The sequence below is a fragment of the Streptomyces sp. NPDC050535 genome (assembly GCF_044457665.1).
GTDB lineage: Bacteria > Actinomycetota > Actinomycetes > Streptomycetales > Streptomycetaceae > Streptomyces.
Genome location: NZ_JBITHE010000014.1, coordinates 1 through 14,273, shown reverse-complemented (window position 1 = coordinate 14,273; position 14,273 = coordinate 1). Strand labels below are relative to the sequence as shown.

Annotated in this window: 14 protein-coding genes; 6 read left to right on the top strand and 8 right to left on the bottom strand. The window is 68.8% G+C overall.

Features of this window, described 5'->3' with window-relative positions:
• The first annotated feature begins 51 nt into the window (after window positions 1-51).
• Window positions 52-2,814, top strand: coding sequence for a DUF6185 family protein (locus ACIBLC_RS27680; protein WP_399213938.1), 2,763 nt, complete (start codon window positions 52-54; stop codon window positions 2,812-2,814).
• Window positions 2,815-3,145: 331 nt separating this feature from the next.
• Here the strand turns inward: ACIBLC_RS27680 and ACIBLC_RS27675 are convergent, their stop codons facing one another.
• Window positions 3,146-4,381, bottom strand: a complete 1,236-nt coding sequence (locus tag ACIBLC_RS27675; protein ID WP_399213937.1) for an MFS transporter — start codon at window positions 4,379-4,381, stop codon at window positions 3,146-3,148.
• Window positions 4,382-4,590: 209 nt separating this feature from the next.
• On the opposite strand from ACIBLC_RS27675, the gene ACIBLC_RS27670 reads away from it, so the two are divergent.
• Together ACIBLC_RS27670 and ACIBLC_RS27665 are read left to right on the top strand one after the other, a co-directional pair.
• On the top strand, window positions 4,591-4,725 hold the full coding sequence (locus tag ACIBLC_RS27670; protein ID WP_383688437.1) for a hypothetical protein: 135 nt from the start codon (window positions 4,591-4,593) through the stop codon (window positions 4,723-4,725).
• Window positions 4,726-4,821: 96 nt separating this feature from the next.
• Entirely contained in the window at window positions 4,822-6,327 is a 1,506-nt protein-coding gene (locus ACIBLC_RS27665) for an aKG-HExxH-type peptide beta-hydroxylase (protein WP_399213936.1), read from the top strand.
• On the opposite strand, the gene ACIBLC_RS27660 is transcribed toward ACIBLC_RS27665, so the two are convergent.
• The 4 genes from ACIBLC_RS27660 to ACIBLC_RS27645 all read right to left on the bottom strand — a co-directional run bounded on the left by ACIBLC_RS27660 (window position 6,311) and on the right by ACIBLC_RS27645 (window position 9,665).
• Window positions 6,311-7,090, bottom strand: a complete 780-nt coding sequence (locus ACIBLC_RS27660) for a response regulator transcription factor (RefSeq protein WP_399213935.1) — start codon at window positions 7,088-7,090, stop codon at window positions 6,311-6,313. The genes ACIBLC_RS27665 and ACIBLC_RS27660 overlap by 17 nt on opposite strands.
• Before the next feature lie 138 nt (window positions 7,091-7,228).
• On the bottom strand, window positions 7,229-7,588 hold the full coding sequence (locus tag ACIBLC_RS27655) for an STAS domain-containing protein (protein ID WP_399213933.1): 360 nt from the start codon (window positions 7,586-7,588) through the stop codon (window positions 7,229-7,231).
• Window positions 7,573-8,859 (bottom strand): PP2C family protein-serine/threonine phosphatase, encoded by a 1,287-nt coding sequence (locus ACIBLC_RS27650; RefSeq protein WP_399213932.1) that lies wholly within the window; start codon window positions 8,857-8,859, stop codon window positions 7,573-7,575. The genes ACIBLC_RS27655 and ACIBLC_RS27650 overlap by 16 nt, the downstream gene beginning before the upstream one ends.
• Window positions 8,856-9,665, bottom strand: a complete 810-nt coding sequence (locus ACIBLC_RS27645) for an alpha/beta fold hydrolase (RefSeq protein ID WP_399214141.1) — start codon at window positions 9,663-9,665, stop codon at window positions 8,856-8,858. Before ACIBLC_RS27645 ends, ACIBLC_RS27650 begins: the two co-directional genes overlap by 4 nt.
• A 464-nt stretch (window positions 9,666-10,129) precedes the next feature.
• Between ACIBLC_RS27645 and ACIBLC_RS27640 the strand changes: the two genes are divergently transcribed.
• Together ACIBLC_RS27640 and ACIBLC_RS27635 are read left to right on the top strand one after the other, a co-directional pair.
• On the top strand, window positions 10,130-10,435 hold the full coding sequence (locus ACIBLC_RS27640; protein ID WP_399213931.1) for a hypothetical protein: 306 nt from the start codon (window positions 10,130-10,132) through the stop codon (window positions 10,433-10,435).
• Between the two features lie 17 nt (window positions 10,436-10,452).
• Window positions 10,453-10,821, top strand: a complete 369-nt coding sequence (locus tag ACIBLC_RS27635; protein ID WP_399213930.1) for a low affinity iron permease family protein — start codon at window positions 10,453-10,455, stop codon at window positions 10,819-10,821.
• 84 nt (window positions 10,822-10,905) lie between these two features.
• Here the strand turns inward: ACIBLC_RS27635 and ACIBLC_RS27630 are convergent, their stop codons facing one another.
• A complete protein-coding gene (locus ACIBLC_RS27630) occupies window positions 10,906-11,589 on the bottom strand; it encodes a TetR/AcrR family transcriptional regulator (protein ID WP_399213929.1) in 684 nt (227 codons plus the stop codon).
• A 142-nt stretch (window positions 11,590-11,731) separates the two neighbouring features.
• On the opposite strand from ACIBLC_RS27630, the gene ACIBLC_RS27625 reads away from it, so the two are divergent.
• Window positions 11,732-12,865, top strand: coding sequence for an FAD-dependent oxidoreductase (locus ACIBLC_RS27625; RefSeq protein WP_399213928.1), 1,134 nt, complete (start codon window positions 11,732-11,734; stop codon window positions 12,863-12,865).
• A 207-nt stretch (window positions 12,866-13,072) separates the two neighbouring features.
• Here ACIBLC_RS27625 and ACIBLC_RS27620 read toward each other — a convergent pair whose 3' ends face one another.
• Both ACIBLC_RS27620 and ACIBLC_RS27615 read right to left on the bottom strand, forming a co-directional pair.
• Entirely contained in the window at window positions 13,073-13,864 is a 792-nt protein-coding gene (locus ACIBLC_RS27620) for an ABC transporter permease (protein WP_399213927.1), read from the bottom strand.
• On the bottom strand, window positions 13,861-14,273 hold a 413-nt coding region (locus ACIBLC_RS27615), incomplete at its 5' end, for a DUF4162 domain-containing protein (RefSeq protein ID WP_399213926.1). The genes ACIBLC_RS27615 and ACIBLC_RS27620, both read right to left, overlap by 4 nt.

The following is a 14,273-nucleotide window of genomic DNA, read 5'->3' as shown; positions in this document are numbered from 1 at the left end:
GTCAAGCACGGCCGGTAATTCCCGTGAGCACACGCGTACGGCACAGCTCGCATGACGCGGGCGGGCGGTCGTTTTCCCTCCCTTACGGCCACTGGTCGGCGTCTTCCAAGAAGTACCTCGCCGGGTGCACCCCCTGGCAGGGCTCGGCGCGTCATGATGTGCGGCACAACGTTGCGGTGGGGGAGGACAGATCCATTGCGAAGCCATGTGTCCGGATGGGCCATTGCCGTTCTCGTTTTGGTGGCAGCATTAGCTCTTTCGATCACACCAGCTAGCTCGTGGGCAGCGGAGCCTTCGCCGGAGGAACGATGTGAGCGTGCCGGGCTCACTGGAGCCAAGGTAAGTACGTCAGTGCTGCTGGAGCATGATGATCGGACTTACGCAAAGATCGTTACCAGTCTGACTGTCGATCTTCCCGGCACCTGGCCGCTCGCTCACGACCTGTTGCTCAGTGAGGACAGCCGTCCGTACATCAAGGCGATGTCCTGTCTCCTGGGCAGCGAGCAGGGCGAGCAGAGATGGTCGGAGTTTCGGACCAGGAAGCCGGTGGTGACGTCGACGGGCGACCGGATCAAGGTCGTCCATGAGGCGCACAGCTGGGTCAGTTACCACCAGGACACCATCGAGGTCGCGCTGTGGCGCGTGCGTGTGATCAACCCGGAGCGGTGGACCGTGAGCCTTTCGGCTCCGTACGCCCTGTGGGGCGCCTCATGGGACAAGATCACTGTGAATCCCGGTAGACCCGGAGCCGAGTGGACGGCGCCAGAGACCACGGCGGGCGAAGGAGCCACGGCCCTGGTGTGGCACCCGGGGCGGGTGGAACTGGGCACCGGGTCAGCCGCGAAACACGTACCGTCCGAGCTCGACCTGACAGTCGCGATCAGGCCGTCCTGGCAGCGTTCCTGGGCGGCATTGAGCAGCCATTCAGTCTCTGTGGCGCTGAACTTCCTCGGCGCGCTGCTCTGGGCTGCCGCTTTGGCCTTCCTGCTCATGACGGCGGTCCGGCGCTACCGCAAGCGCATATGGGTGCCGACCTATCCCCAGGCCCGCTCCCTCGACAACCTGGAGACGTGGGCACTGACCGCCGCGGGCCTCCACGCGTTGGCCGCCGTCGACGACCTGACCAACACCCTCCTCCAGGTCGACGTGCAAAGACTCTGCGCCCTGGGGTCCGTCGTCGTGCTTCTCAACTTCGCCCGACCGCCAAAGCATGTCCTTTGGATCGCGATCACAGTCGCGCTCGTGCCGTTGGCGATGGAGATGATGACGTGGGGCGGGACAACTGGGGCGACGACGGGGAGTGCCGGATTGGATGGCCTCGTTTTCGCGTGGGATCAGCAGCTCAGCATGGAGGGCCAAGTCGCCGTGGAGGCAGCTGGCTCGTTCTGCCTCGTGGCTCTGCTGCTGCTCGGCTTCGTAGCGGTCGCCTGGCGACTGGCGTCTGACGGGCGGTTACTGCCGAAGAGCCAACGGTTTCCTGGTCAGATCCGGAAATTCCGAATACGGGTAGCCGGGCCTGCGATCCTCACGGCCGCGGTGCTCATGGCCCTCTGCTTCACTCTCGTGGAAGAGCAGAACTGGCAGCGGGCCACCTGGCTCCGTGACCCGGTGACCGGCGGATTCGGCGAGGAGCACTGGCAGGACTTCCTCTGGGAGGCGCAGTGGTCGGTCTCCTACGTCGAGGACTGGCTCATCATCAGCCACAGCTGGCTGCTCACAGGCCTAGCCATCGTCGCCGTACTCCGGACCTGGAACACCTCGGCCCACCTGTCCCCCATCGACGCACCGGCTGACCGTCTGGCCTTCCTCGTGTTCTTTTCCGTCGTCGTCGGACTGGACGTTCAGGAGCACCTCGGGAACTCGGTGTTGGAGTTCCTGTGGATACCCCTCTACATGCTGACCCTGTACAGAACGACGGCGCTACTCGTTCACCGATCCGTCCTGGCACAGTCCTTCGAGATTTCCGGACTGCCCCTGTCGACAGTGGCGGGTCCCACTACCCGTAGGAAACTTTTGGACAAGGCCCGCTCCTACCGCGAGATCCATGCCGAGCTGCGACGCCTTGACCAAGGCCTCTTTGGCGACACACCGCCGAAACGAGATTTCCTGGAAAAGAAGTTGCGGAGACTGCACAAATGGCCCGTGAACAGCAGCGCGGGAGCCGTCTCCGACCGATTGCCCGCCACGGTGTCAGTCGTCGACGCGGCCTTGGCTCTCGGGCCGAGGGACGGCTGGTGGGGTAACGGCGTCCGGGCCGCCCGCTTCGCGCTGGTTCCCGGGTCCCTCGCCGCTGTACTGAATACATGGGTCGAGCAGATTCGTGGCGAAGGCTGGCAGAACACCCTCTCGGACCTGCTCGGCATTCCCAACTTGGTGATTACCTTCATCGCGTGGATCGCCACATTCGCCGCGGCGGGCTTCGTTCTGGGCGCCTTGTGGCGGGTGCTGCCAGGGCGGCGGGGCGCGATCAAGGCACTCCCGGTGACCGGGGCGTTCGCACTGCCCGTAGGGCTCGACGTACTCGTCGGATGGTTCACCGATGAGGGTTCAGCAAACGCTGCCCTTCAGGTATCGACGATGCTGTTTGTCCTGACCGTCACCGCCATTGGACTCGACCTCGACACCTTCAGGGGTGAACGCCGCTACTGGCAGAGCAGGTTGGGGCTGCTTTTGTCCATCTACCAGATGCGCTACTACTCGCTCCAGGTCGCTTACCTTGTCGGTCAGATCATTGCCATGATCTCCATCTGGCAGTTCTTCGCGGAATCAGCAACGGTCCCGTCCCAGGGTGATCAGCCACCTAGCGGGGATTAGGTATCGGCCGGAGGTCGAGATCGGCAACTCCGCGATTCTTCTTCATGGTGACCATGGAATTGGGTCCAGCCGAAGCATCCCGGCGGGCGGATCAGCCAAGTTTCGATGCCTTGGCCGAACTGGCCCAGTGCTGAACAACCGGGAAAGGGTGCTAGTGGCACGAGGCTCTCGGGGCAGAGCAGGACGTCCCCGTTGTACGTCGGTGACGGCCCGCTCGTCGCGTCCGCTGTGCTCGGCTCGTCAGGCTCGGCCGCAGATCGCGGTTTGGCCACGGTCTTCGGGACCGGCACCCGGCGGGGGCCGCGCGTTCAAGACGTGTCGGGGCCCGGATTCAGCGGCCGAGCCTCGTGCGCCACGGGGCCAGATACGCCGCCACGCACACCGTCGCGAGACCGGCGAGCGCCATGGCCGCGCCGGCGTCGGTGAACTCGGCGACGGCTCCGAACACGACCGGCCCCACTCCCTGTACGGACATCAGCCCGGCGTTGAGCAGGCCGAACGCCTGGCCGCGGCGGGCTTCTGGGATCGCGTCGAGGAAGGGGCGCTGGAGGCCGAGTGCGTAGGCGAAGCCGGTACCGGTGACCAGCAGGAGTGCCGCGCAGACCGGCAATGGCGGGTCCAGCGCGAAGCCGGCCAGCGGCAGGCCGAGGACCACCACCAGTGTGGCGACGAGGCGTTCCCGTACGGCTGGCCGGACGAGGCGGGCGACCGCCAGGTCGCCGACGAGCATGCCGACCGGCAGGCAGGCCAGCAGCGGCCCGGCGGAACCGGCGGGCATGTCCTGACCGCCCGCGAACGGGACGATCAGGCTCTCGGCGCCGGTGACGAAGGCGGGTGGCAGCCACTGGGCCAACAGGAGCGTACGGACCCTGCGTTCGGCGAGCAGCTTGGTGTTGCCGTACCAGCTGTGGCGCAGTACGGAGCCGGCGCCCCGGTCCGATCCGTGCCGTACCGCCTGCTCGGGCGCGGGCAGGTCGGGCAGCCGGAGGCGGACGGCGACCGCGGCAACCAGGTAGGCGCCCGCGCTGAGCAGCAGCGCGGTCCGTGGGCCGAGGAGTCCGACCGCGGCACCACCACCGGCGAGGCCGAGCAACTGGGCCGCGGACGAGGACATGTTGGACAGCGAGCGTCCCAGGACGTAGGCGTCACCGGTGAGCGTCTCGGCGACCAGCCGGTTGGTCGCACCGCTGAAGACGGGGGTCAGGCAAGACACCGCGGCAAGGAGGACCAGGACCAGCGCCACGGGCAGTTGGGCCACTCCCATGACGGTGGCAACCGCGCACTGGAGGCCGTAGCCCGCGGTGATGAGGGGGCGCGGGCGGCCGCGATCGGCGAGCGAGCCGAGGAGGAGTGAACCGGCGAGTTGCGGCAGGAAGCCGATGCCGAACGTCAGAGCGCCCAGCAGGGGTGAGCCGGTTGTCGCGAAGACGAGCATCGACAGGGTCATGATCCGCAGCGAGTCGGCCGTGACCGCCAGGGTCCGGGTCACGAACAGCAGCCGGAAACGCCGGTCGGCCAGCACTTCCCGGTAGGTGGCCCGCTGTTCGGGGACGGGGACGGAGGTCATGGCAGCAGCGTGCAGGGGGCTTGCGACGCGATCCGCCGTTACGCCTGGGGCGTAAGCCGTTCAGCGTGTTTGCCGGAGGCATGGGACAAGATTCGGGACATCGAGCCCATCGGCACGGGACACGGGGTGCCTGAAGATGATGCGTCGGGCAGGGCGCCATCCGTTCTGCCCGGGCCCACTCCGTCCAATGACGACCGAAGGGACCGGACATGCTGGTAGACCACATCGAGACCCCCGACCTGGCTCCGCAGACGTACCTCGACGACGAAACCCCGGCGATTGCCGTCGACGCACCGGAGGAGCGCGCCTGGCTCCCGTCGTACCAGGCGGTCCGGACCGCCTGACGCGCGGCACGCCCTGCCGGTACCGGGCCCGAAAAGGGCCCGGTACCGGTGTCCCCTGTCCGTGTCCGCCGCCCGATCCCGAAGGACGGTCCACCGATGTCAGCTTCCTCCTCCGGCGTTCAGCCGGTCACAGACCGGGTGGCGCAGGCCGACGCCATACTCTGCGCCGACCGGCAGTTCGGTGACTCCGCCGCCATCGGCGAGCGCAACCTCGCCCGGTTCCGGCTGGGCCTGACCATGCTGGCGCGGCATGACGGAGAAGCCGCGGAGGTGCTGCGCACGACGGCCGGGGCGAGCGACGAACGCCTCCGTCCGCTGCTGTACGACCCGGTGCTGCGCAACTGCTTCGAGGTCGACCTCGCGCGCCTGGAGAGCGGCCGACTCGGACACAGTTCGTTCGGCGCCTACGTGAGCGGACACGCGGACGCCCCGTCCGCCATGGGGCCCTGCGAAGCCCTCACCCGTCCGCACGGCCTTGCCTGGCCGGGTCTCGGGGAGGCCTGGGTACTGACCGAACCGGCGCCGCACGGTGACGCGCAGGAGATGCTGGCCGATCGCCTCATGGAGCTGTACCGCGACGCGCTCGGCGGAAGCCCGGCGATCCGCCCGGTCGATCCGACGGACGACGTCCGCGGCGTTCTGCGGGAGGGCGCGGAGCTACTGGCGACGCTGCTGCCCGCAGCGGGAGCCGGTGGGCTCGAGCACGTCACCATGGTGGGCTTCGCACACCGGGAGAGCGAAGAGGGCCCCCTTCAGTCCATGTCCGGCGGTGACCCGCTTCCCTCGACCGTGCTGCTGGCCCCGGAACGCTGCACGTCACCGTGGCTCGCCGCGGAGAGCCTGCTGCACGAGGGCGCCCACCTCAAGCTCTTCGACGCGCTCCGTACCGGCTCCGTGGTCAGGAACGCCACCGAGCGCGTGCCGATCCCCTGGCGCATCGGTTCCTGGACGGTCATCCGGGTGTTCGTCGCCCTGCACTTCTACGTGCACCTGCTGGTCTTCCGGGCCGCGGCCACCGCCGCGGGTGACGCGGTGCGGCAGAGGTTCGGCGCGCCCCCGCCGGCCGAGGACCTCGACGAGCCCAGCCCCGGTACGCCCGCAGCCCGGAGCGGGCAGTACCGGACCAGTGCGGAACGGGCCCGCTACCTCGCCGAGTGCGTACTGTCGCTGCCGGAACAGGCGCTCACCGAGAACGGACACCGGTTCGCCCGCTGGCTCCTGACAGCACTGCGGCTGGTTGACGACGACGCGCCGCGGCCCCTTGACCCGGCCGCGGCGACGACCCGGCAGGCGCGACCGGGGCAGCAGCAGCCGGAGGTCCTCCCAGAAGCCGCTCTCCAGCGGATCGCACCGGTGGACGCCTGCGCCCTGCCCGGCCTGGGACAACTCGTCGTCAGCCCGGCACGGACGGCCCGGATGCACTGGCTGAACGCGCGCTCATGGACGGTGTACTCCCTGTGCGACGGGCGCGACCTCGACGCGGTCCACACGGCCTACGCCCGGGCAGCCGGACTCCCGGCCGACTCCCAGGAGGTGGGTCGGCAGGTGCGTGAGAGCGTGCGCTCGCTGGTGATCGCCGGCCTGGTCACCCAGGACACGTGACACTCCCCTGCTCCGGGCACCGGTCCCCCTCGGCAGCCACCGTTCGGCAGTTCTGCGGCTGCACATCCACACCTGCGGAGCCCGGGGCGGGATAGGCCGTCTCCAGGCTGGCAAGCCGCGCGGACACAATGGCCTCCAGCCGACTGGAGACATTGATTTTCGGGAGAATGGCCGAAACATAGTTGCGCACGGTCTTCTCCGATATGAACAGCTCCTGAGCTATCCGACGGTTTCCGTAGCCGAGCGATACCAGACGTAACACCTCCCGCTCCCGATTGGTCAGTGCCGGGAACGGGGGCGTTCCGTCGGCTTCCACCAAGCGCACCAGGAGGGCGGAGAGCTCACCACCGACCCGGGGCCCCAGGGTGAGATAGCCCCGCCGCACGGCCCGTACGGTGCGCAGCAGATCAGCCGTCTCCGTGTTCTTGAGCAGATAGCCCGTGGCCCCCGCTGCCAGCGCGGTCAGCAGCAGACTGTCGTCGTCGTGCTCCGGAGACACCGTGGCGATCAGCCGCGGTCCAGGGTGTTGCCGCCCCAACCGCTGGAGGAGCCCGATTCCCGCGCGGCCGGACAGGTCGAGGTCGACGATGACCACATCGGGGTGCTCCTCCCGGACCGCTCGCACGCCCGTGAGCGGATCGTGGGTCCCTGCGGCGACGGCGATCCCGTCACCTTCGAGTGCGGAACACAGGCCGCGCAGAATCAGCGGAATGCTCTCTATTACCACCACACGCATATCAACATCACTGACCGCACTGGCCATTCGCAACACTCTTCCCCACGCCGTAACGATCAACGTCCAGGTGAAAGCGTAGATCTCCCGTTGATCGACTGGCCGATACGTCACCCGGGCGGATCCGGCGGTATGGGGCGGGCGGCGGGCCCGTCACGCCTGTGCAACTCAGCTGGTGTTGGGACGCCAGGCGGCTTCGGCGTCCTGGGCCGTGGGATGGGTGGGGAAGACCTGGTCGAGGCCGACCATGCGGAAGATCCGGCTGACGCGTTCGGGGACCGCGGCCAGGGCGATGCTCGCGTCGGCCGCCAGGGCGTGGTTGCGGGCGGCGATGAGCACGGTGATGCCGGTGGAGTCGCAGAAGGTGAGGCCGCCGAGGTCGAGAACGAGTTGTTGTCCCGGGCGCAGGGCGAGGCCGGGCAGTGCGGCACGGAGCTGGTCGGCGGTGTGGTGGTCCAGCTCTCCGGCGAGTTCGATGACCGCTCCGGCCGGGGTGGTGCGGGTGTGGAGGGTCAGGGGCTGGGGCACTGTCGCTCCTCGTTGGGGGGCCGGGGCACGTGGATGGCCAGGACGGCGGTGTCGTCGTCCACACCGGTGCCGAAGGTGTCGAGGAGGTCGCGAATCGCGCCGATGGTGTCCGATGCCGTGGTGGGCGCGAGGGTGCAGGCGAACTCGAGGAGGGCGTCGTCGCCATAGCGTTGGCCGTCACCGGCCTTGGCGTTGGTGTGCGCTTCGGTGAGTCCGTCGGTGTGCAGCAGCAGGGTGTCGCCGGGTGCCAGGTGGACGGTGACGGTGGCGACGTCGACGTCGGGCAGGACGCCGATGAGCTGTCCGCCAGGTGTGGGCAGGTAGTCGGCGGTGCCGTCGGCGCGCATGAGCAGGGCGGGGGGATGACCGCCGCTGGCGAGGGTGACGCAGAATCCGCCTCGGTCTGGTTCGGGAGTGAGGCGGCCGAAGATGACTGTGCAGAAGCGGGGGTCGGTGCCCTGGTACTCGTGGTTGAGGACCGTGTTCAGGTTGTCCAGAACGGCGACCGGGTCCGGGTTGTACACGGCGGCCGCGCGCAGGGTGTAGCGGGCCAGCGAGGTGACGGCCGCCGCCGCGGCACCTTTGCCGCACACGTCGCCCAGGAACAGACCCCAGGTACCGGTGGCCAGGGGGAACAGGTCGTAGAAGTCGCCGCCGACCTGGTCGACGGAGGCGATGTGGTAGTGCGCCGCCACGTCCAGGCCGGGCACGTTCGCCAGGGCGGGCGGGAGGAGCGATTTCTGCAGGGTGGTGGCCAGGCGCTGGAGACGCTCGCGTTCGTGTTCGGCTTCCTGCCGGGCACGCAGCAGTTCGGTTTCGTAGGCGCGGCGGTCGCGGGCGTCGAAGAGGGTGGTGCGGATCAGCAGCGGCTGCCCGTCGCTGCCCGACTTCACCGTGGAGGTGACCAGGACCGGAAGGCGGGAACCGTCGGCCGCCTTGAGTTCCAGGGCGATTCCGCTGACCTCGCCCTGCATCCGCAGCAGCGGGGCGAAGTGGGTCTCGTGGTAGAGCCGTCCACCGACGGTGAGCAGGTCGGAGAAGCACTTGCGGCCCAGCAGTTCGGCACGCCGGTAGCCGAGCCAGTCCAGCAGGGTCGTGTTGATCTTCGCGATCCGGCCGTCCAGGAGGGTGGACAGGTAACCGCAGGGCGCGTGTTCGTACAGGTCCTCCGCGCTGTCCTCCAGCAGCGCCGAGAACTCCGCCTCCTCGCTTCCCGGCCCGTCGACTCTTTCGCTGCCGCCCTCTTCTTCACGGCCGGGAGTGCGCGTCACCGGTTGGCCTCGGCGAACGCGGCGATCACGGCGACGGTCTCCTCCGGTGCGGCGAGCTGGGGGCAGTGCCCGATGGCGTTCAGCGTGACCAGGCGGCTGCCCGGAATCCGGGCCTGGACGAACGCGCCCACCTCCGGCGGGGCGATCGCGTCGCTGGAGCACTGGGCCACCAGCGTGGGTACGGTCACTTTGGCGAGGTCGGCGCGGTTGTCGGACAGGAACGTCACGCGAGCGAAGACCCGGGCGATGGCCGGATCGGTGCGGCAGAAGCTGTTGGTCAGCTCCTCGCCCAGCTCCGGCCGGTCCGGGTTGCCCATGATGACCGGCGCCATGGCACCCGACCAGCCCAGGTAGTTCGCGTCCAACGACTCCAGCAGTTCCTCGATGTCGCCGGCGCTGAACCCGCCGCGGTAACCGGTGTCCGGGTCGTCGACGAAACACGGAGAGGGCGCCAGCAGCACCAGTCCGGCGAAGGCCGCGGGGTCCTGGGCGGCGGCCAGCACGCCCATCATCGCGCTCACCGAGTGACCCACGAACGTCACTGGGCCGAGCTCCAGCTCCCGGCACAGCTCCAGGACGTCCTCGGTGTACCCGTCCAGCGTGGAATACCGCTCCGGGCTCCACGCGGACAGGTCCGAGTTTCCGGCTCCCACGTGGTCGAAGAGAACGACGGTGAAGTCACGTTCCAGGGCCGGTGCCACCAGGCGCCACATGTTCTGATCGCAACCGAATCCGTGTGCGAGCATCACGACGGGTGCCCCGGGGCGTCCGGTCACCGTCACATGATTCCTGCGCCGCGCGTCCATGCAGTCCATCCTCGCAGACACCCCTGGTAGTGCACTTGATCAGACCCACCAGCGAGCTCAGAAGCCTCGCGTCCGGCGACGAGCTGTGGGGGATCGTCGACGCCTCCGTGAAGTGGCCCGCGGTGCCTCGCGGCATGCCCGGCAGGAAGCGGGGTATGGGCGGCTCATCAGCCCGAATCCAGGGCAACGGCCGGCTGGGGGACCACGGATGACAGCGACGATTGCGCGGACGGTCGACGGGCATGCATCGGTGGAACTGCCGGAGGTCGCCGACCCGGACAAGGCGGCGCCCAGGGACGCCAGGGTGTTGTCGGACCAGGCACCTTGAGGCGCCTCTGCGCGAGGGCATGCCCACCACCCACTGATCCCAAGCCCATGTCGCCAGTCACCCTGCGCACCAGCAGCCCGTTTCCCAGCACGCGGTGAGCCGCTTGCCCCCCAGTACGTTTCAGAGAGGACCTGTGGTGAGTGAACACGGCGCCACCCCGCCGGCGGTGGACGCGCAGGTGGGGATCCCGCTGCGTCTCGTCGACGCGCGGTCCGAGGTCAGCCAGAAAATCTGCCTGACCACACCCGGCGGGATCTTCACGGGCAGCCCCGTCGGATCGCTTGCGGGGACCGGTCGTAGGGAGAACATGGTGTCGACGGCGACCGTAGGCGTCACGTTGCCGTCCGTGCCCGGAGCCGTGACGGTTCCGCTGTCGCGCGGACGATTCGGCCATGTGCCAGGCTGGGCCCTGCGGGCCGCTGCCGACAGGCCCGCCCAGTGAAGGCGGCCGGTGATCTCATGGTCCCTCAGCACCCCGCGCACCGTGACGGCGCCCGGCCGGGCCGATTCACGCTGCTCGCTGAGCACGCCTCGAACTTCACCAGCTCGCCCGCCTTCTTCGGCGTGTGCCTCGTGCTGGTCGGCGGCTCGATCACCGCGCACCTGCTGAAGCTGCCCACCCCATGGCTGCTGATGGTGGGCGAGGCGATGTCCGCCGTGTCGCTGCTCCTCCTGGCCCTGCTGAAGAACTCCGAGCGGCGCGCCGAGCACGCCATCCAGCGCAAGCTCGACGCCATCGCGGCTGCCTTGCTGGAGATCCACCGGCAGGAACCGGGAGAGGCGAGCGAGAAGCTCCGCCAGGCCATCAGCATGGAAAAGCAGATCTGACCACCTGCTCGATGGCAGGTCACCCGGCCGGTTTGTTGGCCCGGCCGAGCACCTCGGGACCGGCTGTACCACGCGAGTGCGGGGTCAGCCGGTCGTCTGGTGACGAGCGGTGATACCCGCGAGGATGAGGTCGATCCCGGCGAGGAACTCCACGCGGTCGTCGTGCACGCGCAGTTGCTCGGCGACTGATCTGGTGAATACGTACTGGTCGGGGTCGAGTTCTGCCCATTCGGTCGCCGCCGCATCGAGGAACTCGGTCCGGTTCGCACCCGGCTGGAACGCTCGTGCATTGGCGGCGTTCTGGCCCGCCACTCCGAGGATGTAGTTCCACAGCGCGGACGTCGCGGTGAAGTGGGCGGCCTCGGGCACCTGGAGCGCCTGGACCTGGCGTCCGATGTGTTCGAAGACCCGCAGCATCGGTGACTGTCCTGGTGCGCGGGCGAGCTGTGTACCGACCCACGGGTGGTCGTCGACCGCGTCGAACACGCCGAGGGCGAGGGCGCGGATCGCTTCCTGCGGCGCCGCGTCGGTGCCGGCGTCGGCGATGGTGGCGGCGACGACGGCGCCGGTGGCGGCATCGAGGAGTTCGGCCTTGCCCGTGACGTGCCAGTAGATCGCCCCGGGGCCGGTCGCGAGGCGCTCGGCCAGTGCGCGGAACGTGAGGCCGCCCTCGCCCACCGTGTCGAGAAGTTCAACGGCGGCGCTGACGATGCGCTCCCGGGAGAGCGGTTCCTGCCGTCGTTCCGGACGGCGCGTCCTGGTTGCCATGTCTCCATCCTAGAGCGCGCTGGAACATCGTTCCAGCTTGACAATGCCTGGAACACCGTTCCATCCTGGGATCGCTGGAACGGCGTTCCAGACATGACCTGCCGGGTTTCCTCCAGCGGGCCGCGATCAGGAAGGAAGCACCATGACCACCCACGTCACGATCATCGGCGCCGGACTCGGCGGCCTCACGCTCGCCCGGGTCCTGCACATACACGGAATCTCGTCCACCGTCTATGAGGCGGAGCCCTCTCCGGTGGCGCGCGCACAGGGCGGGATGCTCGACATCCATGACCACAACGGCCAGCCGGCCCTCGATGCGGCAGGCCTTACCCAGGAGTTCCGCGATCTCGTCCTGGAGGGCCGCGAGGCGACACGTGCCCTCGCCCCGGACGGGACCGTGCTGTTCGACGAACCCGACGACGGCGCGGGCGCACGTCCCGAGGTACTGCGCGGTGAGCTGCGACGGATCCTGCTCGACTCGCTCCCGGCCGGCACCGTCCGGTGGGACCACAAGGTCGGCGGCGTCCGCGCCCTCGGCGACAGCGGCTACGAGGTGACCTTCGCCGACGGCACCTCCGTCGTCACGAGCCTGCTGGTCGGCGCGGACGGCGCGTGGTCTCGCGTCCGGCCGCTGCTCTCCGACGCCACCCCCGAGTACGTCGGCACGTCGTTCGTCGAGACCTACCTGTTCGACGCCGACACCCGGCACGCAGCCACCGCGAAAGCCGTCGGCGGCGGGGCGATGTTCGCGCTCGCGCCGGGGAAGGGGATCCAGGCTCATCGGGAAAGCGGCGGGACCCTCCACACCTACGTGGCGCTCCGCAAGCCGCAGGACTGGTTCGCCGGCATCGACTTCACCGACTCCGTCGCGGCGGCCGCCCGGATCGCGCAGGAGTTCGACGGCTGGGCACCGGAGCTCACCGCGCTGATCACCGACGGCGAGACCGCACCGGTTCTGCGGCCCCTCAACACCCTGCCCAGCGAGCACCGGTGGGATCGTGTGCCGGGGGTGACCCTGCTCGGCGACGCCGCCCACCTCATGATTCCGTCGGGCGAGGGCGCCAACCTGGCCATGTACGACGGCGCCGAACTCGGCAAGGCCATCGCCGCGCACCCCGATGACATCGAGGCCGCGCTCACCGAATACGAGCAAGCCCTGTTCCCGCGCAGCGCCGCGGAGGCCACCGACGCCATCCACCTCCACGAGCTCATGCTCGGCGACAACGCACCCCACGGCCTTATCGATTTCTTCACCACCGACGAGCAGGGCGGGTGAGCAACAGCCGGTCGCGTATCGGCCCAGAACCCGATGCGCGAGACGAAAGGCCCTACATGCAGGGGCAGTTCCAACCCACGGCGCCGGCGGCACGAACACGGCGATCGGCGGAGAACACCGACGGGGCGGCGTACGCCGACGCTGTGTCGGAGTGCGCCGCCCTCGGGTGGGACGAGCTGCGTGGGGCGGCTCGCGTGGTCGTCTCCGCTACTTCGGATCGCGGTTGAAAACCGACTTCGACCAGAAGTAGCCCAGGACGGCGAGGCCCAGGCACCAGGCGACCGCGATCCAGCCGTTGTTGCCGATCTCGGTGCCGAGGAGCAGCCCGCGCAGGGTCTCGATGGCGGGGGTGAACGGCTGGTACTCGGCGATCGGCTGGAACCAGCCCGGCATCGCGTCGATGGGGACGAAGGTGCTGGAGATGAGCGGCAGGAAGATCAGGGGCATCGCGTTGTTACTGGCCGCCTCGGCGTTGGGGCTGACCAGGCCCATACCGACCGCGATCCAGGTGAGCGCCGTGGCGAAGAGCACGAGCAGTCCGAACGCCGCGAACCACTCCAGGACGGTGGCGTCGGTGGACCGGAAGCCGATGGCCACTCCGACGGCGCCGACGAGGACCACGCTGATGACCGACTGCAGCACACTGCCGACGACGTGCCCGATGAGCACCGACCCGCGGTGGATCGCCATGGTGCGGAAGCGGGCGATGATGCCCTCGCTCATGTCCATGGCGACGGAGACCGCGGTCCCGATCGTGGTGCCGCCGATGGTCATCATCAGGATGCCCGGAACGAGATACGCGATGTACCGGGACCGGTCCGCTCCCCCGTCCCCGATTCCGGCGCTCATCACATCGCCGAAGATGTAGACGAAGAGCAGCAGCAGCATGATCGGGGTGAGCAGCAGGTTCAGGGTGAGTGACGGGTAGCGCCGGGCGTGCAGCAGGTTGCGGCGCAGCATCGTGGACGAGTCGCGTACGGCAAGGGAGAGAGAGCTCATCGGACGGTCTCCTTGGACTGGTCGGACTGGTCGGACTGGGTGGCCTGGTTGGGGACGCCGGCGGCGGCGGTGAGGGCGAAGAACACGTCGTCGAGGTCGGGGGTGTGGACGGTCAGTTCGTCGGCCTCGACGCCGGCCGCGTCCAGCCAGTCGAGGAGGGACCGCAGTTCCCGCTGACTGCCGTCGCTCGGGAGCTGCAGTGACAGCGCCTCGTCATCTCGGGTGACCTCGCGCAGGGCGGAGGCGGCGGACTGGTAGGCGCCGGGGTCGGTGAAGCGGAGCCTGACGTGCCCGCCGGGAATGAGCCGCTTCAACTCCTCGGCGCTCCCCTCGGCGGCGATCTTTCCGTCGTGGAGTACGGCGATCCGGTCGGCGAGTTCGTCCGCCTCCTCCAGGTACTGGGTGGTGA